This window comes from Sporocytophaga myxococcoides DSM 11118 (assembly GCF_000426725.1).
Lineage (GTDB): Bacteria > Bacteroidota > Bacteroidia > Cytophagales > Cytophagaceae > Sporocytophaga > Sporocytophaga myxococcoides.
In genome coordinates, this window is record NZ_AUFX01000004.1 from 294569 (window position 1) to 313393 (window position 18825).

Annotated in this window: 16 protein-coding genes; 5 read left to right on the forward strand and 11 right to left on the reverse strand. The window is 37.3% G+C overall.

Annotation, left to right across the window (positions count from 1 at the left end):
• Positions 1-23: 23 nt before the first annotated feature.
• The 4 genes from K350_RS0104155 to K350_RS0104170 all read left to right on the forward strand — a co-directional run bounded on the left by K350_RS0104155 (position 24) and on the right by K350_RS0104170 (position 4786).
• Positions 24-1013, forward strand: a complete 990-nt coding sequence (locus tag K350_RS0104155; RefSeq protein ID WP_028978818.1) for a PorP/SprF family type IX secretion system membrane protein — start codon at positions 24-26, stop codon at positions 1011-1013.
• Positions 976-3102 carry an OmpA family protein gene (locus K350_RS0104160; protein ID WP_245598437.1) on the forward strand — a complete coding sequence of 709 codons (2127 nt, stop codon included), beginning with the start codon at positions 976-978 and terminating at the stop codon, positions 3100-3102. The genes K350_RS0104155 and K350_RS0104160 overlap by 38 nt, the downstream gene beginning before the upstream one ends.
• Before the next feature lie 272 nt (positions 3103-3374).
• Positions 3375-3917: a hypothetical protein gene (locus K350_RS0104165; RefSeq protein ID WP_156026925.1), complete on the forward strand. Its 543-nt coding sequence runs from the start codon at positions 3375-3377 to the stop codon at positions 3915-3917.
• A 2-nt stretch (positions 3918-3919) separates the two neighbouring features.
• Positions 3920-4786, forward strand: a complete 867-nt coding sequence (locus tag K350_RS0104170) for a glycerophosphodiester phosphodiesterase (RefSeq protein ID WP_028978821.1) — start codon at positions 3920-3922, stop codon at positions 4784-4786.
• Positions 4787-4871: 85 nt separating this feature from the next.
• Here K350_RS0104170 and K350_RS0104175 read toward each other — a convergent pair whose 3' ends face one another.
• The 3 genes from K350_RS0104175 to K350_RS0104185 are packed head-to-tail and all read right to left on the reverse strand — an operon-like array spanning position 4872 to position 7915.
• Positions 4872-5336: a hypothetical protein gene (locus tag K350_RS0104175; RefSeq protein WP_051312859.1), complete on the reverse strand. Its 465-nt coding sequence runs from the start codon at positions 5334-5336 to the stop codon at positions 4872-4874.
• 57 nt (positions 5337-5393) lie between these two features.
• A complete protein-coding gene (locus K350_RS0104180) occupies positions 5394-6062 on the reverse strand; it encodes a response regulator transcription factor (protein ID WP_037573928.1) in 669 nt (222 codons plus the stop codon).
• A 29-nt stretch (positions 6063-6091) separates the two neighbouring features.
• Complete coding sequence (locus tag K350_RS0104185) at positions 6092-7915, reverse strand: sensor histidine kinase (protein ID WP_028978824.1); 1824 nt, start codon at positions 7913-7915, stop codon at positions 6092-6094.
• A gap of 127 nt (positions 7916-8042) precedes the next feature.
• On the opposite strand from K350_RS0104185, the gene K350_RS0104190 reads away from it, so the two are divergent.
• Positions 8043-8900, forward strand: a complete 858-nt coding sequence (locus tag K350_RS0104190) for an urease accessory protein UreD (protein WP_028978825.1) — start codon at positions 8043-8045, stop codon at positions 8898-8900.
• Between the two features lie 157 nt (positions 8901-9057).
• On the opposite strand, the gene K350_RS0104195 is transcribed toward K350_RS0104190, so the two are convergent.
• The 8 genes from K350_RS0104195 to urtD all read right to left on the reverse strand — a co-directional run bounded on the left by K350_RS0104195 (position 9058) and on the right by urtD (position 18823).
• Positions 9058-10680 (reverse strand): T9SS type A sorting domain-containing protein, encoded by a 1623-nt coding sequence (locus K350_RS0104195; protein ID WP_028978826.1) that lies wholly within the window; start codon positions 10678-10680, stop codon positions 9058-9060.
• Positions 10681-10826: 146 nt separating this feature from the next.
• Positions 10827-13082: a C25 family cysteine peptidase gene (locus tag K350_RS0104200; RefSeq protein WP_028978827.1), complete on the reverse strand. Its 2256-nt coding sequence runs from the start codon at positions 13080-13082 to the stop codon at positions 10827-10829.
• A gap of 227 nt (positions 13083-13309) precedes the next feature.
• Positions 13310-14044: an urease accessory protein UreG gene (gene ureG, locus K350_RS0104205; RefSeq protein WP_028978828.1), complete on the reverse strand. Its 735-nt coding sequence runs from the start codon at positions 14042-14044 to the stop codon at positions 13310-13312.
• 14 nt (positions 14045-14058) lie between these two features.
• Positions 14059-14751, reverse strand: coding sequence for an urease accessory protein UreF (locus K350_RS0104210; RefSeq protein WP_028978829.1), 693 nt, complete (start codon positions 14749-14751; stop codon positions 14059-14061).
• Between the two features lie 116 nt (positions 14752-14867).
• Positions 14868-16580, reverse strand: a complete 1713-nt coding sequence (gene ureC, locus K350_RS0104215; protein ID WP_028978830.1) for an urease subunit alpha — start codon at positions 16578-16580, stop codon at positions 14868-14870.
• A 6-nt stretch (positions 16581-16586) separates the two neighbouring features.
• Positions 16587-17336: an urease subunit gamma gene (ureA, locus tag K350_RS32835; RefSeq protein WP_028978831.1), complete on the reverse strand. Its 750-nt coding sequence runs from the start codon at positions 17334-17336 to the stop codon at positions 16587-16589.
• Positions 17337-17340: 4 nt separating this feature from the next.
• Positions 17341-18048, reverse strand: a complete 708-nt coding sequence (urtE, locus tag K350_RS0104225; RefSeq protein ID WP_245598457.1) for an urea ABC transporter ATP-binding subunit UrtE — start codon at positions 18046-18048, stop codon at positions 17341-17343.
• Positions 18049-18076: 28 nt separating this feature from the next.
• On the reverse strand, positions 18077-18823 hold the full coding sequence (gene urtD, locus K350_RS0104230; RefSeq protein WP_028978833.1) for an urea ABC transporter ATP-binding protein UrtD: 747 nt from the start codon (positions 18821-18823) through the stop codon (positions 18077-18079).
• Positions 18824-18825 lie beyond the last annotated feature (2 nt).

The window sequence follows — 18825 nt, forward strand, 5'->3', positions numbered from 1 at the left end:
TATATTTTAAGAACTTTTCACTAATGAGATTTTTATCTTTATTAATTATCCTTATCGCAACTGCTTCGCTAAGCATAGCGCAGGATATTCACCTTACTCAGTATTACACAAACAATCAATTGTTAAATCCGGCATACACCGGAAATTATACTGGAGATTATAAAGCAATTATCAACTACCGTAGCCAATGGGCTCAGGTAAATTCTGCCATTAAAACCTCCGTGGTTTCAATTGAAAAAAACCTAACGAAGTTTAACAGAGGATTTGCTGCGGGATTAATCGTTAACAAAGACTATGTATCTTCATACCACCTTAACACAAATAGATTTTATCTATCCGGAAGCTATACAACCGAGATTAAACAGAATATTATAAGAGTAGGACTTCAGGCAGGTGGACTTTACAGAAGCATTAATTATAGTGACCAGACCTTTCCCGATCAGTGGGATTATAATTCCGGAAATTTTGACAAATCAATTGAATCAGGAGAACCAAACACCAACAACTCAAAGGCATTTGCTGATGTAAATGCTGGTGTTGCTTACATCAGAAAGTTCGGAAACAAAAAAATCAGCGCAGGTTATGGAGCTTTCCATATTAACCGACCAAAATATGGCTTTATCAATAACGACGAAAAACTTGCCATGCGCCATGTCGGAAATGCTGCATTAACTTTTTACATGAAAAATGGATACTCAGTAGTACCCAATTTTCTTTATATGAGATCTGCAAAAGCTACGGATTTCATTGTCGCAACCAATGCTTACAAAAAAATTAACAATGAGTTAATATTGATGTTAGGTGCCGGATACAGAGGTTCAACTAACAGTGATGCCTTCCTTGCAATTCTTGGCCTTCAATACAAAAGGTTTGAATTTGGTTTCAGCACAGACTTTAACGTTTCAGAACTGAGCAAAGAAACTAAAAACAAAAATGCGTTCGAATTTTCTCTGACTTATACAACGCCGTCAAGATTTGGAAGCAAAGCGACAATTCCTTGCGACAGATATTAATTATAAAAAACTAAGTTACCCTTCAATGGTTGCCTTTAATACTTTCAGACCCGGCATAAGCAAAATATTTTTATCATTTATGCTTTGCACATTTTTTCACCTTTCCATTTTCGCTCAGGTGGACAAAGACATTAGCCAGAAAAAGAAAAAAGATCGTGCAAAATATGCAATGGAAACCGGCAATGTCTATACAGCATTATTTTACTACGAAGACATAACTAAAAACGATCCTAAAGACACGGAATCAAGATTTCAATTGGCAGAAGCTTACCGCTTGGCAAGAAATTATAAAATGGCATCTGAGTCTTATGGTATCGTCTACGATAAAGCTCCGACTTCATATCCTACAGCTTTGTATTACAAAGGTCTTATGCTTAAGATGCAGGGAAAATATGAAGACGCTAAAAAATGCCTGGTCGAATTCAGAAAGGTTTTAAAAGACCTTAATGACAAAAATTTAAGTAAACTTATCACCAAAGAAATTGCAGGCTGCGATAGTGGGATGGTATACCGTGACTTTCCTGAAAATACAGATCTCCAAAATGCCGGTAAGTCTGTCAATCAGCCCCACACAGAATTTTCTCCATTCCTTCTCGACAGCATGAACATGCTATTCGGATCATTAAGAGAAGATTCTCTCAGATATTATGATGTTCAATCTGAGCATCCTGATAAGCAACCAATGCGCCAGATTCATAAAGCAGAAAAAGTCAACGGGCAGTGGAAAGACAAAGGGTTGTTTGATATTCTTAATGACCCTAATGTAGATATGGGAAATTTTGTGTACTCACCATACACTGACAAATATTATTTTTCAAAGTGCTTTAAAGACGAGAAAGGCAAAGTAACATGCAAGCTGTACCTTAAAGAAAGAGAAAAAGCTAAAGGCCCATGGAAAGATGCAGTAGAACTTCCTTCTCCTGTAAACATAAATGGATATACTTCTACACAGCCAACTGTCATGTATGACACTTTAACCAAAAGGGAATTACTATACTTTGTATCAGACAGAGCAGAAGGAAAAGGAGGATTGGATATCTGGTATACTTCCTATAATGCAAAGAAACAGGAGTGGGCTGATCCTAAAAATGGTGGCATTATGAATACTACAGAGACAGAATGTACTCCGTTTTATCATATCCCAACGCAAACATTTTACTTCAGTTCAGACGGGCATGGCTCTGCAGGTGGACTTGATGTTTACAAAACTTTCAGAGACAAAGAAGGTCGCTATGTAAAACCTCAAAACTTATCTTTCCCGATTAATTCGCCTCAGGACGACCTTCATTTCATGCTTGAGAAATCTGGAAAAAATGGTGTTGTAGTTTCTAACAGGCCAGGAGGAACACCTTTCTTCCATGAGACTTGCTGTGACGACATATTCACATTTCATATTAATGAAGCAAAACCATTTAATTGTACTCTTGAGCTGGCAATCGCAGATCCTGACACTGCCCGCAATAAATCAAGACTATTAAAAGTCACTTCTATTGATATGAAGACAAAACAAGAGAAGAAAGACACTATCAGACTTAAGGACAATAAATTTGTTCTTCCACTAACAAAGAATCATCTATATACATTCAGAATAGATCAGAATGGATATCAAAAAGACAGTCTTGTAGTTGAAACCAGAGATATGGCGTCTTCTGATGTTATCAAAAGAGAACTTGCACTAAGACCGGTCGAAGTTGAAATCATTGCAGAAAAGCCTGTTGAGGACAAGCCTTTTGTTTTAAAAGATGTGACCTACGGTTCTGATGAGTTCACTCTCAATGAAGATGCAAAAGCGGCTCTTGATTCAATGTTAATTCCATTCTTAAAACTTCATCCTAAAGATAGAATTACTATTGGCTCACATACAGATGATCAAGGAGCGCATAAGTATAACATTAACCTTTCTCAAAAAAGAGCGGATAATGTAGTTAAATATTTAATTTCAAAAGGTATCGAGGCTTCCAGAATTACGGCTAAAGGTTTTGGAGAAACCAAGCCAATTGCTCCTAACCAAAACAATGATGGCACAGACAATGCCATCGGTCGTGCTATAAATAGGAGAACTGAATTCCTTCTGGAAAAATCCAAGTAAGAAATTGTAATAATATCATATCTAAGAAGGCCTGGTTTTACAGGCCTTTATTTTTTTATTCCCAGATCTTTCAATCAAAATCCCCTTCAAAGAGCACTAATCACCACAAAGCTGTAAGTTTTAAAAGGAATTATTTTTAATCATTCTATTGAAGTTTAATTTATTGCATTGCAAAACTAACCTAAGAGTAAATATGCTAATCAGTTTTGCTTAGTAACGCATAACAAATAGGTTATTGGGGGGTTATGCCTCCTATACCTTTTATGATTATTATGAAACACTTCTTACTATTTTTGTTTTTCTTTCAGGCTATCATTTTAAAAGGACAGGATAATAATAAGAAGAACAAAACTCAATTTGGAGTCTCAGTATCTGCCAATTACTCATTTTCAGGAATAAGTGTTATCCCCACATTTGACCTGATACTCAACAAACATATAATTTATGTAGGGTCAAAATTTTTAACGAGTGTAAATTACCTACCAAATAAAGGCCCATGGGGGATAAATGTCGGTTACAAACATGAATTCAGAAATACAGAAGGGAAAAAACTTAGCTTTTTCTTTATTGCAGATTACCAGATGATTTCCTCCAAAAGTTTTTCAAGAATTAAAGACACTAAGAAAAGGAATTACTATCATGAGTTATTTCTTGGGTATGGAATGCAATTACGATTTTTTGATCACCTATATATAGGAAATGCAATGGGAGTAGGAGCCCATATGGAAATATTTAATAATGTAGACCTGTCACTCAAAGAAACCTTTCTGGGCTACAATAATCTTTTCAGAGTTTTCATCCACTACAGATTTTAAATATGAAAAGCTCTGTAAACTTATCTCTTCTTTTAATCTGTCTCATTTTTGACGGTTGCACAAAAATTGATCTTGACAATATCAACAACCTGAACAATGGCCAAATTGATGTTATAGGGCATGCAGGAACCGGATTTCAGTCTTTGATTAATCCTTACCCCAGCAACAGTTTTGAATCCGTAAAACACGCTGTAGATGGTCTCAATGCAGATGGTATCGAAATCGACATAGACTTAAGCAAAGACAGTACAATTGTTTTATATCATGATCAAACGCTTGAAAAATCTACCAACTGCTTTGGCTGTGTAAATCAACACAATGTATCAGAACTTGAAAATTGCGAATACAACAATCAATATGGAGCCCAGTTTTTGAGTGATGTGAGGATTATCAGATTTAGCAAAGTACTCGACCATTTTAAAAACAGAAATATAAAACCTCAAATATACCTCAATCTAAAAATCGCTTCTCCATGTATAAACGAAAGTGAAGAAAGAAAAAGCCAATGGATTAGTCAGATCAGTCAGACTATCCAAGCTTATCAGGCTTATGATTGGGTCTATGTTTATGATGGAGATACTTCTTTGCTTAAAAGATTTCGTGCAGAAGACCCCCAAATTAATATCATTTATAATGCACAGTCATATGGAGATGCAATTTCAGCTTGCACAGGTGCGAATATTAATGCATTTGTGATCTCGAATAATGGTATCAGCAAAGAACAGATCAAGGACTCCCATTCTAAAAATATCAAAGTGATTATCTGGGAGATTGTAAAAAGAAAAGATGCTGTAGACGCTATCAATAAAAGCCCTGATGCACTTATGACAGACAATATTCCATTAACTCAGCAATGTCTGCAGAAATAAGCAAAGCTATATTAATTATGAAGGTCAGATATTATCTGACCTTCATTTTTTCTATCATTAATAATTATCTAAACGGAATAAACTTTTACTCTATTACCAGTTTGCTATCAAGATCAATATTAGTACGCTTGTCAAAATGAAACTCAAGGTACTTTGCATCATCTGTTTTACCATCTACAGCAAGCTTTACTCTTCCCATCTCTTCTCCTTTAACATCAAAAGCCTTTGCCATAAGATCACCTTTATATTCCTTATTGAAAATCACATAAACTACCAGCAGATTATCAGTACCTACACTGTCGTTAGAAACTGTTTTCTTTCCAAACTTTAAGCCTTTCGCCTGAAGTGCTTCCGAAAGTTCTATATTAGGTTCAAAAGTTTTTACTACTCCCGAAGAAACCCCAGTGGTAAACTCTCCTATTGCCTGGCCAGTAACGTCTCCCGTTTTGTTTATACCTTTCTTAATTCCGTCCTTTACTTCAGTTGTAGAACATGAGGATAATGATACTCCAATTAAAAAAAATCCTAATAAGCAACAAAAATTTTTCATTCTTAACATGGTGATTAATTTACGATTCAATAAATAGTTTTTTTTAAAAGAACGCTTTTACTCTTCATCATTGTATTTTTCGGTAACTTTTAATACTTCATCGAGATTACTGGTCTTGAACTTCCTTAACATATTCAACCTGTGAGTTTCTATGGTACGAACACTCAAGCCAAAGGCTTCTGCAATCTCCTTATTCGTCTTTCCTATGCGGATCATATTCAGAATTTCAAGCTCCCTTTTTGAAAGACTAGGCAGACTGAAAGACTGATGGACATCAGGAATACCTTTTTCCTGTTTTAACTCTCTGTATTTTTTTACAACCACATCAGATACTTCGCCAGTAAAAAAGAAATGACCATTTGCAACTGCTCTTATTCCATTCAGGAATATTTTGTTGCTAGTATCCTTTAAGATGTAACCATGTGCACCCATCTCAAGAGCTGAAATAACATAATCTTCCCTATCGTACAGACTAAAGAAAATGATATTTACATTACTACCCGACTTAATTATGTTCTGACTTGTCTCAAGGCCATTTAGTCCAGGCATTCTGATATCCATAATGACTACATCCGGTTTCACTTCCTGTATCGCAGCAATCGCCTCTTCTCCATCAGAGGCAGTGCCTGTAACCTCCATATCCGACTCATTGGTAATGAGCTGTTTTACTCCATCACGAAAAATTTCATGATCATCAACCAGAAAAACTTTTATCTTTTTCCCCATTATTTTAAAATATTCAGGTTAAACCTGATTTAAAGTGGTATTTCCAACTGCACGATTGTTCCCCTTCCCGGCTCCGAAGTTACGTTAAAATTTCCACCCAACAATTCTGCTCTTTCTTTCATATTACGCAGCCCATTAGACTTAGTAACGAACTCTCTGCTTAAGATCCTTCTTTCATCAAAATAGAATCCTCTCCCATCATCCTGAACCATCAAATGAACACAATGAGCATCATTACTTACATGAACGAATATCTTTGATCCTGAAGAATGCTTAATTGCGTTATTCAAAGCTTCCTGCAAAATTCTGAATACTCCGATTTCCACTTCCCTCGGCAACTTACTTTTCTCTAACCGATCTTCAATCTCAAACTCCATATTGGAAGAACTTTCACAAAGCTTCTGAAGCTCCCTGACTGCAGCACTCAGACCGAAATCATCCAAAACACTTGGCAGTAAATCAGAGCAAATTTTCTTTGTTTCATTGATAATAGACTGTAGCAAATGATTGATCTGAGGAAGATCTTCTGATAGACCTTCATTCTTATGCTCAATCATCTCAAGTTTCATCCGCATACTCGTCATCATCTGACCTATGCCATCATGAATTTCAGCTGCAATGCGTTTCCTTTCCTTCTCCTGGCCATTTAGTATGGAATATGAAATGATCTTCTGTTCAACATCCTGCCTTCGTATTTTTTCTTCTGTAAGCAGGATCAGTTCTCGCTCAGTATTCTTGCGCTTGGTAATATCAGTGCAAATAACAAGATATTGATACAAGCTTCCTTTGTAATCCACAATAGGCATAAGTGTCACATCCAGCCAGAATCCTGTGCCATCGGAAGCATGATCAAAAATTTCCCCCTGCCACACTTCCTTTCTTCTAACCGGATTCCTCACATGCTCATATATGATACTTTCTTTTCCTCCCATATTATTATAAAACAATGGCTTTCCAAGCAACTCCCCCATTGTGTACTTTGTAACATGACAATACTTATCATTAGCATAAATAATACGTCCATCCTGATCTGTCTTTACCAGATAAGTAGCTTTCTCCAAAGCAAAATTTACTTCTCGCAACTCCTTATGAGATTGCTCGAGAGTATCATTAGTCTCCCTGATCTGACTTGCAAGATTTTTAGCATTTGTTTCCGAATCGACCAGGTCCCGGATATTCTGGCGTACACGCAAAGCAAGAGGATAAAAAATAAAAACAGCTTCCAGAACAAGGCTTAGTAAAACTATAAATAGTAGAATGTATTCAATTTCTTTCAGCTTATTGACACCATTTCGTGAAAATCTGTCATAGTCAAAAACAATAAGCTCCATACCGATAAGGTATATCTTTTCATTTTCAAAAATGGTTGTTATATATGGCTTTAAATTAAGGGAATCCAAAGGCTTAGCGCTGTAGAGCTCTTTAATCATTCCATTTGAAGCACTCAATATCTCTTCATAAGGTGCTTCGATGATCTTAAACATCTGCCCCAATTCCTCTCTGTCATTTGCAGGCAGGTTTAAAAAATCACTACCTGACTGCAGCGCTTCATGAGATCTTTGCCACTGCCTCAATGTATTTACAAAAGCTTTACGATTCGTTTCAATATCCCGGCCAGATTCAATGAGGAGAGCATTTTTGCTCAACGTCTGACTATAAGTCCTTTGTCGGGCCGCAATGTTAATAATATGAGAGTCATGCATTTGACTACTTAAGTATTGCTGAATCAAAACCTGGCTTAAGACAGAAATCACAGCTATTAAAGAAAGTGCAATCGCATACATTACAGCCGAATATTTAAACAGCCGTTGTTCCTGATCTAAAGTATTGATTTTATTGCTAAAAAGACTCATTGATAACTCTTAGAAGTGAGATAGAAATTTAATTTAAAATAATTAAAAGAATTCAAAACATGGCAACAATTCGTTTAATTTTTAGTATTATTACTTAAGTAATTTTAAGAAATTTTACGAAAGAGGTATGATTAAGGACATGACCAGATCGGGGATTGAAATATCCAACATAGACAATAAATCAATTTTAACAGGCTCAAAAATCTTTCGTCCTTTAAAAATTTTTTCACTTCAAAAAGGCAAATCCTGTCAGATAATATTCTCAAATTATGGAGGTGGATTTGTAGAAGGAGACCAGATATACCTGGATATTCATTGTAAAGCTGGCACCACATCAGCCTTTTCAACACAAGCCAATACAAGGATTTACCGCTCTGAGCACAACAAATCCAGTTTGCAGGAAATCAGTGGAAAAATAGGAAAGGATTCTCTGGCAGTATTTTTTGGTGATCCAATCGTGCCCCATCAGAATAGTATCTTTGAACAAAAGATACGATGGGAACTGGAGGAAGGCTCTATATTACTATTTCTCGATTGGTTTGAAGGAGGCAGAATCCTGAACGGAGAACGTTTTGCTTTCAAATCATTTTTTACTGACCTCAAAATCAATATATCGCACAACCCAGTTATCTGGGACCGATTCAAGATGGATCCTGAGCAAAACAACATGAATTCACCAGGAGCCTTTCTCAATCATTCCAGTTATCTCAATATATTTCTTGCCGGAAATGAAAACCTTGAAAAAGTAAAGCTTATTGAAAATCACTTACACTTTATTTCCAGAAAATATTTTTTTGATGAAAGAGGCCAAGAGGTCAGTAAATGCGAGATTATAGGCACTGCCTGCAAAGTAAATGAGAATGTTTTTATGATAAGATGTTCTGCAAAAAATAATCATGCATTACAACCACTTGTTAAAGAACTTGGCCTATTACTCTCGGACAAAGATCTGTTGGGCTTTAATCCAATGGAAGGAAGAGTATAGAATATTCATATATCTTATATATTATTAGTAAAAGTCTATTCCTTCAAGATATTTATACCTAGAGAATAGTCAAACTTCTATATCAACAAAAAGGCCTCACTTATAAAATTATATAAGTGAGGCCTTATTTGTTTGTGTTTACTATTATTGAAAATAATTAATTATTTAGTATTAATTTTTTAATAATTGATTTGGAGCCTGAAGTATATTTGCAGAAATAAACTCCACTTGAAAGCCCCTCCGCGTTCCAGTTAAATTCGATATTTTCACCTTCAACTGTTGCACCTTCGAAAACCTTAGAGACCATTGTTCCATCAACCCTGTAGATTTCAGCTGTCGCATTCCCATTTGCATTGCTAACTAAACTAAAATTAAATTGTTCATCTGAAGGGTTAGGGAATGCGTTAAACTCGACATTAAGGTTTTCAGTTAATGCAGTTCTGAGAGTTGCAGATGAAGGATTATATATATACAATTTCATAGGCTTCGCAGGACAGCCCAAACAAGGAAAATCATTATAAGTCGTAAAGAACAACTTCCCATTTACCTCAGTCAGGTTATTAGAACCAATATATGATGAACCGAAGATACTTTGCAATGTTGCAGTATTGCTTGGGAGCAGTCCACTTTGGAATATCTGAAAATAATTGACTGAATCCTGGGGCAGGCCACCATAAGTTTCTTCAGTGTGATCCACAAAGAAAAGCAGGTCACCTACAGGCACATACCTCCTTACTTCGTAAGTATTGAATTGATGCAAAAAGTACCTTCCTGATCCGCTTCCATCTGTAACTATTAATGCACCAGGCCAACCCTGACTTTCCCCTGTATAAACCAAACGATTATTTACCTCGAGAAAACCAGACATACTACCATCTATATTAAGTGTTTCAACAAAGACAGTTCCAGCAGCTGTTCCATTACTAACATATAAATTTTCAAATTTAACTCCCACATCCAAGAAAAATTTAAAATATAAGGTGCTATTAAAATAAGTAAGTTGTTCGATACCGATATTGAGGTCAAGTTCGCCAAACCTTTTAACCAGTGAAGTACCAGCTGTTGTTCCATTGGTTTTCCATAATTCAGCATAAGAGCTATCGGCCACCACATAGTTTCTCGCAAAATAAAGAGTGGACCCAACCGCTGTTAAGTCAATATAAGAACCGCTAAACGGAAGATCAACAGCCAAGGCAGTAGTTGAGGTTCCATTTGTTTTCCAGATATTTGATCCTGTTGCAGGCTGGAATCCTTTAAAGTAAAGTGCATTATTAAAAATCAAAATTTCTTCTCCAAGTCCGGATCCGGGCCCCGGATATACATCTTTAACCAGACTGAAAGCGTTAGCAGACGTAGCTCTCCATAGCTCATACCCATGAACACCGTCGTTTAGGCCTAAATACAAAGAACCGTTAAAAGTAATCAGTGGATTAATGACATTGGCAGATTTAATTTTGAATGTGTTATTGGCAAATCCATTACTCTTCCACAAAGCGATTTTTCCACTTGCCTCCAGAGTCGTAAAGTAAAAGAAGCTTCCTACAGTAAGATTGGTAAACTCAAGAATCGGCTCTCCGATGCTTTTAACAAAAGTGGTCCCCGAAGCTGTACCATCAGAACGATAAAGATCTGTTCCGGAAGTAAAATAAAGCTTCCCGTTCGCGCTGATAAAATTTTTGCTATTAGCAGGCACGTTTTCAATAAATACAGGTTGAGAATAACCTCTGATTGCAACGAGGACTAATAAAAAAAGTAGTCCAAACAAATTAAGTTTTTTCATGTGAAATAGCTTTAGGTTAAAACGTCACGCTAAAACCAAATCAGGAACAAAATGTTTTTTAAAAAAACAGAATTATTTCAATTAAATAAAATAACAGAAGCCTGTAGTTAAGAAAGTTATAGAAAGGGAATGGTCTTACTCCAATACTACGAAATACCCCCATCTTCAAAATGAGCCCAAGCTGACCACTTCTCAGTATTTTTATCATAATATTTATGTGTTAACACTCCATGCAAAGTTCTTGCAAATACAGTAAGTCGGTCTCCTGCCACAACAGCAGATGGTGCCGAGGAAACTTGTCCGTCAGCTAAAGAAAACCAATCAGACCATGCCTTAATATCCTCATGATAGAATTTATGCGTCAATGTTCCATTCATAGTCACAGCAAAAACAACGATTCTGTTATCAGCAACTACAGCTGATGGTTTAAATAGAAACTGATCGCTTCCAAGCACCTCCCATGGTGTCCAATTTGTCAGATCAGGATCAGTGCTTCTGCACATAATCCTATTTTTCCCATCTTTCGCAAATACAGTCACTATGTTATCCTTCATTACCACAGAAGGACCTGAAGACAAATACGTCTCATCTACAACTCTGGCTGAAGTTATCTCATCAGTCTCAAGAGTATAAAAGGCATGAGTCAAACACCCCTTTTCATTCCTTACAAATATTGACATTCTATTACCCGACATAACTACTGAAGGAGCAGAGGTAACATATCCAGCTCTCAACAAGATCCAATTTGACCAAATCTGCTGCTCATTGTCATAATATTTAAGTTTCATTTCTCCGTCAATTCCTCTGGCTATTACTGAAAGCGTATTTCCTGCCATAGGGGTTGCCGGGCCCGATGAGATGATATCATCTCCTAAATGCTTCCATCCAGTCCAGGATTTTGTTAAAGGATCATAGTATCTATGAGTCAAAACACCATTCTGAGATCGAGCAAATACAGTCAACCTGTCATTCGCCATTACAGCTGTTACACCATAAGACACTACTGGCTTGAGCCTGAGTGAAGGATCTCCGTAAAAAGTTTGTATTCCAAGAAAGATTCTTGGAGATCCCAAAATATTTTCACTATTCAATTGTTCATAGTAATAATCACGACAAGCTATCGCCCATATATCACCAAGAACATCTCTGGATTTTACCTGCCGTATCATACGAAAATATAGATCTACACTAAAGGTTCCAGGATGGCCAACGGTTGCTCCGAAAAAAGCAATTGCCCCACCGGTTTTACTATCGCACAGCCATGAATATGCAAAGGTCCTGCCTTCATAGTCATAGTCATAAGGATGAGGGACCGGGGTAATAACGGGATAAGGCAAATCCTCTTCCGAAATTTTATCCTCTGCCGTTCTTGAATCTGTGTTATACCAAATCCAATGGTGCACATCAGGATTTAATCCACGATATTCCTGAATTGGGGCATTTGGCATTAGCAAGCCAGAGGAACAGGCTGCTGACAATATTATAGGAAAAGAAAAGCATTCACACGGATAATATGATCGCCTTGTCATGTTCCTTTCTTTTACATATGAATTATCAATATAACCGTATAACGTATCTATTAACCAACCTTCACTTGTACCATGTCCACCATAGGTCACCCATTTAGAAGTAAATGTCTGTGTGTGGCCGCATTTTTCTAAATACTCCCAGCCCACAGGCATATTGTCCCCACTCGATGGGTTTCCATAAACCTTCAGAATATTACTATTGGGTATATCCTTGATTCCACTTCCACTTATAATATTCTCAAAATCATACATCAATTCGGGAAGATCGTTAACTCCTAAAAAAGTAAATGCCTCAATTGCACGCATTCTTACCCCCTCCTCATACTCTATAACTTTTTGTACATAATTAACTACATCTTGTGGCTTATGGGCCGGAATTCTTCCCACTGCAACGTGAGGGTATCCGTCAACTTTATCAGGATTATATGTTATAGGTGAATCCTCCCAAAGACTTTCATTAAATTTTCCATCATGATTGCCATCCCAATCAGAAATATCGCTGGAATTTTTCCAGTATAAGTTTGCATAATAATTATCACTGGGATTATATGTACCATCCAAACCGCTATTCTCACCCAAATCTTTCTGTCGAACAAAAGTATGTTTTACGGGAATTTTGCTACCATCTCCTACAAGCATTACATAATATACTCCATGTTCCTTGTGACCTTCAGCAATAACTTTCTTAATGGCCCAGGGATGTTGAGTTACGTCTGAGATAGCATTCACTATCTGTGACAATTTTATAAGGTGAGAAGGCATTCCTGTGCGGTTTTTATGCTCGATAAGCGGAGTAATATCTTGAACAAAATCATCCGCGGCTATTACAAGAAGCCTGCATGGTTTAGGGGCATTTGCAAACAAAATTGACATAGCTTTAATTTTTGCACCCTAAACCAAATCTGGTGGTAGTTGTTTAACCAATTTCGATAAACCATAATCTATTAGAGCAATGAACAGTAATTGCCAAACCCTTTCAATATTTTTACAAAATCTTGATTGAAGAAAGTTCGACGAATAGAAAAAATAAGACCTGCGCTGTGAGTAGCAGGTCTTAGACTAACAAAAATTTTTATAAATAAATATTATCTATTCGGAATTTATCCTAACCTAAGAGAGAATGTACTTGATTTCTCAAGAGCTGCATGCCTTGCTTTCAGGATATGATCAATAATAGTTTCCATACCAAAACAATCTTTTGCCCTTGCGAATACGAAAGGACCTTCTCTCCTCATCTTTTTTGCATCACGGTCCATTACTGACAAATCCGCATTTACCAATGGTGCAAGATCTATCTTATTAATGACAAGCAAATCAGATTGAGTAATTCCTGGACCACCTTTTCTTGGAATTTTATCACCACCTGATACATCAATTACATATATTGAAAAATCCACCAGCTCTTTGCTGAAATGCGCAGCAAGGTTATCTCCTCCACTTTCTACAAATAACAATTCAATATCCGGAAATCTCTTCATGAGCTCTTCAAGAGCATACATATTCTGTGAAACATCTTCACGAATCGCAGCATGTGGACAACCACCTGTTTCAACACCAATGATTCTGTCAGCTGTGAGCGCTTCATTTCTGGTAAGAAACTCGGCGTCTTCTTTAGTAAAAATATCATTAGTAACTACAGCGATATTCATCTTATCTCTTAATGCTTTGCAAAGCTGTAAAGTCCATGCCGTTTTACCTGTCCCTACAGGACCACCTATGCCCACTGTAAAAGCACGCTTTTTGTAATTCCTGCGCTCATTGGTAAGCTCGCGATGATGAAAATGGCCAGGGGAATCGTAATGCCCCATATGTCTGTGCATGTTTAAAATTTTCATAGCTAAAGTATTTATTAATTCTGAAATAATTTTGAATAAACTTTGTCATGTGAAAGCTGAGCTATCTCCAAGAGATATGCAGACTTATAAGCCTGTTCATGTGAAATAGGAATATAGGAACTGATCCTCTCTTCAAATGCATCCAGTATATATCTTAATTCTATATGAGCTCTTGATGGCCCTGCTAAGCCCAAGCGTATCAGAGCGCTGATCTGATCTCTTAAAGCCATATAAAAATAAAGGTATAATGCTCTGTGAAACGATACACTCAAAATTTTTATAGACATCCCATATACTATCGGAAAGTCATAAGAAAGTTTCTTATTATAAAATATTGAATCCAGCTCCTCCAATTTAATTGTATCTGAAAATTGCTTACTGATTCTGATCCAGTTTCGACCTATTACGCAACTTGATTTCTTTATCATGGGATTCATCAGCATGGCATCATAATCACCCAGAAGTTTCTTTAAAGAATAAAGAGAATCTTTATCAGGATCAAGGCCAAAAGCATCGGAAATGAAAGGAAAATCAAATGAAATTAATTGTTGAGAAAATGTAATAAGATACTTTCTCAGATCTTCTTCGCTTTTAATAAATCCTTGCTTGGCAGCAGACTCAAGGCCATAGGAATAGGCAAAACCACCTACAGGAAAGGCTGAGTCGGCAAGCTGAAATAAAAGCAAAAGGTCATGATCTGAGCTCATAGATTGTTTTTCGTTAATCTTTAATAAAGACCTCATCCTAAATCCTTCTCCTAAAATAGAAAGACTTTAATTCATCTTAAATATTTAAATATCTCCCTCACTCACTAACTACAGATCTAAAACAGATTGTACAACTGCGCCAAAGGAAGCTTGGTTGCCGGAAGGCAGGTTATCCATTCTCCATCAACTGTGACTTTGTATGTTTCTGCATCAACTTTAATATCTGGCAAATAATTATTGAGCTTCATATCTTTTTTCTTCACCGCCCTGCAACCTGTCACAGGTGTTATTGACTTATTAAGACCATAAGATTTAACGGTTGACAATGAAGCCTGAGAAACAAATGCTAGAGACGTTCTGCCAATGGCAGCTCCTCTTGCTCCGAACATAGGTCTTGAGAAATATGGCTGAGGTGTCGGAATAGAAGCATTCGGATCTCCCATCTGGGCCTGCACGATAACTCCACCCTTAACTATTACCTCTGGTCTGCTTCCGAAAAACTTAGGGTGCCACAAAACAAGATCAGCTAATTTCCCAACTTCCACTGAACCTATCACATGCCCGCAACCATGTGCAATAGCAGGATTGATGGTATACTTTGCAATGTATCGCTTTATCCGGAAGTTATCAGAACCAGAATCCAAGTCTTCCTTCAATGGCCCTCTTTGTTCGCGCATCTTATGAGCAGTCTGCCATGTCCTGCATATCACTTCTCCAACTCTTCCCATAGCCTGAGAATCGGAAGAAAGCATAGACAAAGCTCCCATATCATGAAGTATATCTTCCGCAGCAATAGTTTCACCCCTGATTCTGCTTTCAGCAAAAGCAATGTCTTCAGGAATATTTTTATCAAGATGATGACAAACCATCAGCATATCAAGATGCTCATCTATTGTGTTTATAGTAAAGGGCTTGGTAGGATTCGTTGAGGAAGGAAGAACATTAGGATCTCCGCAGAGAACTATAATATCAGGAGCATGGCCTCCTCCCGCACCTTCTGTATGGTAGGTATGAATGGTACGACCTTTGAAAGCCGCACGACTGGACTCCACAAAACCGCTTTCATTAAGTGTATCTGTATGTATACAAACCTGCACATCATAATTTTCTGCAACAGCAAGACAGTTATCTATAGTAGACGGCGTAGTACCCCAATCCTCATGAAGCTTCAGACCAATTGCTCCTGCCTTTATCTGTTCTTCAATTTCACCAGGATGAGAAGTATTTCCTTTTCCCAGAAAGCCAATATTCATAGGAAAATTGTCTGTAGCCTTTAACATCATCTCAAGATAAAATGCTCCGGGAGTACAGGTAGTGGCCTTAGTACCAGTGGCCGGACCAGTTCCTCCTCCTATGAAAGTCGTTACACCTGAGGCTAATGCTTCTTCCATCTGCTGCGGACATATATAATGTATATGGTTATCAATGCCACCAGCTGTTATGATCATGCCCTCTCCGGCTATTACTTCAGTAGTTGCACCAACAATCATATCAGGATCTACCCCTTCCATTATATGAGGATTACCTCCCTTTCCTATCGCTTTTATATATCCGTTTTTAATTCCGATATCAGCTTTATAAATTCCTGTATAATCAACAATCAAGGCATTTGTAATGATCAAATCAAGCACTTCTGAAGATTTATAACCGGAGGCTTGCCCCATACCATCACGTAGAACCTTACCACCGCCAAACTTACACTCTTCACCATATATAGTAAAGTCTTTCTCCACTTTAATGACAAGATTGGTATCTCCAAGTGTTAACTTATCTCCTGTGGTTATGCCAAACATATCAGCATAACTCTTTCTTGAAAATTTATAAGCCATAAAAATTTATGATATAAAACCTTTTTCCTTCATTCTTTCCTTTATAAGGCCAATAGTATCATTGCCAATATTTCCCTGAATAAGATTATTTCCGCCATAGACTAGTTTTTGTCCTGCAATTTCTACCAGAGGCACAGTCTTCTTTTCCCCTGGTTCAAAGCGGACAGCAGTACCTGCCGGAATATCAAGTCTATAGCCTAATGCTTTTATTCTGTCAAACTCCAGGGCGTTGTTTGTTTCGGAAAAAATATAATGCGACCCTACCTGAACGGGTCTATCTCCTTTGTTCACTACATCTATGTTAATAGTGCTTCTTCCTTTGTTTAGTTCAATATACCCCTCTGGCACATCCAATAAACCAGGCTTAGGATTTATGATATTGTCTATAATAAGCTTCTTTCCTGTCGCTACAAGCCCTGATCCATAAAGAGCAAGACCATTATTTAAGCCTTTATTACATATTGGATAATGAACAGTCACCAATTTTGTTCCATCAGGAAAAGTACCTTCTATCTGCACTTCATCGACCATCTCTGCCACACCTTCCATCACATCATCCACACCCAGAAGTTGCTTGCCTTTGTCCATAAGCTCTGCAACACTTTGCCCTTCTCTTATAAACTCCAGTAACTGAGCGGAGATAAGAGCAATTGCTTCTGGATAATTAAGAAGAATACCTCTGGCATAACGCTTTTGTGCAAGGAATCCGGCGTTATGCAACATAAGTTTTTCAATATCTTTTGGAGATAACTTCATAGTTTTATACAGATAAATGTTTTCTTATTTCCTGATGCTCTAGCTCTTCTTTTCCACCCTCCATCACCATTTTACCTCTATCCATAAAATAATAATAATCTGTAAGCTGTTTGGCAAAATCTATCTTCTGTTCAACCAACAACACTGAAATATCTTTTTCCTTTGCCAGACTTTTCAGTACCTGTGCAATTTCCATTGCTATGGATGGCTGAATACCTTCAGTCGGTTCATCAAGAAGTATCAGCGATGGATTACTAACCATAGCTCTGGCCAGTGCCAACTGCTGCTGCTGTCCACCGCTCAGGTTCCCACCCAACCTCTTTCTAAAATCTTTAAGAATCGGAAACAAAGCATAAATTTCTTCTTCAGGTAATTTGCCTTTCTTACTACCTAATGCTTCCATCCCAAGTTTGAGATTTTCATACACAGTTAATTTTGGAATAATCTCTCTGCCTTGTGGAACATAGCTAATACCCATTCTGGCTTTCTTATGCGGAGGCAGTTCTCCTATTTCTTCATTCTGGAATTTTATGCTTCCGTTTGAAACTTTCACCAGTCCCATGATACTCTTCAGTAGCGTTGTTTTCCCTACTCCATTCCTACCCATGATCGTTGTGATCTTACCTTTAACAGCTTTAAAATTAACTCCCCAGAGAATCGTGCTTTGCCCATACGCTGCCTGCAGGTTATTAGATTCGAGAATGATCTCCATAATGCTTCTATTTTGAATTATACACTGGTTATTCTAACTGAGTATTTGTTCTGCCAAGATAGCAATCTATCACGCGCTGATCATTCCTTACTTCAGCAAATGAACCTTCCATTAATAGTTTACCTCTCACTAGCACACTTACCAGTCGGTTTGCAATCTGTTCCACAAAACTCATATCATGCTCAATAACAATCACACAATGATGCTTAGCAAGGTCTGTAAGCAATTCGCCAGTTCTATAGGTTTCTTCATCAGACATACCGGCCGCCGGTTCGTCAATAAGCAAAAGCTTTGGATCCTGCAGCATTACAATAGCTATCTCAAGCCATTGCTTTTGTCCATGTGATAGGTTTCCTGCAAGCTTGCTCAAATGAATGTCAAGCCTTACCATTCTTGCCACCTGATAAATTCTGTCTTTAAGTTCTGATGACATTTTAAAGAACATAGATTTGAATATACCTTTAGGCATTCTGGCAGCAAGAAGCATATTATCATATACTGTCAGACTTCCAAATATTGAGGGCTTTTGAAATTTTCTTGCAATACCAAGATTGGCGATATCTACCTCTTTCTTTCCAAGAATATGATTTCCATCAAAGATAACTTCACCATCATCTGCTTGGGTCTTTCCGCATAGGATGTCCAGGAAAGTTGATTTACCTGCACCGTTAGGACCAATGATGACTCTGAGCTCATTCATGTCCACATTAAAATCATGAAGATCAAGAGCCTTCACACCGCCAAAGGCTACATTTAGATTTTTTACATTCAGCATAT

What these genes read in the sequence shown, in the direction of transcription:
- K350_RS0104155 (WP_028978818.1), top strand. Translation starts at nt 24, where the DNA reads ATGAGATTTTTATCTTTATTAATTATCCTTATCGCAACTGCTTCGCTA.
- K350_RS0104165 (WP_156026925.1), top strand. Translation starts at nt 3,375, where the DNA reads ATGAAACACTTCTTACTATTTTTGTTTTTCTTTCAGGCTATCATTTTA.
- K350_RS0104170 (WP_028978821.1), top strand. Translation starts at nt 3,920, where the DNA reads ATGAAAAGCTCTGTAAACTTATCTCTTCTTTTAATCTGTCTCATTTTT.
- K350_RS0104175 (WP_051312859.1), bottom strand. Translation starts at nt 5,336, where the DNA reads ATGAAAAATTTTTGTTGCTTATTAGGATTTTTTTTAATTGGAGTATCA.
- K350_RS0104180 (WP_037573928.1), bottom strand. Translation starts at nt 6,062, where the DNA reads ATGGGGAAAAAGATAAAAGTTTTTCTGGTTGATGATCATGAAATTTTT.
- K350_RS0104185 (WP_028978824.1), bottom strand. Translation starts at nt 7,915, where the DNA reads ATGAGTCTTTTTAGCAATAAAATCAATACTTTAGATCAGGAACAACGG.
- K350_RS0104190 (WP_028978825.1), top strand. Translation starts at nt 8,043, where the DNA reads ATGATTAAGGACATGACCAGATCGGGGATTGAAATATCCAACATAGAC.
- K350_RS0104195 (WP_028978826.1), bottom strand. Translation starts at nt 10,680, where the DNA reads ATGAAAAAACTTAATTTGTTTGGACTACTTTTTTTATTAGTCCTCGTT.
- K350_RS0104200 (WP_028978827.1), bottom strand. Translation starts at nt 13,082, where the DNA reads ATGTCAATTTTGTTTGCAAATGCCCCTAAACCATGCAGGCTTCTTGTA.
- ureG (WP_028978828.1), bottom strand. Translation starts at nt 14,044, where the DNA reads ATGAAAATTTTAAACATGCACAGACATATGGGGCATTACGATTCCCCT.
- K350_RS0104210 (WP_028978829.1), bottom strand. Translation starts at nt 14,751, where the DNA reads ATGAGCTCAGATCATGACCTTTTGCTTTTATTTCAGCTTGCCGACTCA.
- ureC (WP_028978830.1), bottom strand. Translation starts at nt 16,580, where the DNA reads ATGGCTTATAAATTTTCAAGAAAGAGTTATGCTGATATGTTTGGCATA.
- ureA (WP_028978831.1), bottom strand. Translation starts at nt 17,336, where the DNA reads ATGAAGTTATCTCCAAAAGATATTGAAAAACTTATGTTGCATAACGCC.
- urtE (WP_245598457.1), bottom strand. Translation starts at nt 18,048, where the DNA reads ATGGAGATCATTCTCGAATCTAATAACCTGCAGGCAGCGTATGGGCAA.
- urtD (WP_028978833.1), bottom strand. Translation starts at nt 18,823, where the DNA reads ATGCTGAATGTAAAAAATCTAAATGTAGCCTTTGGCGGTGTGAAGGCT.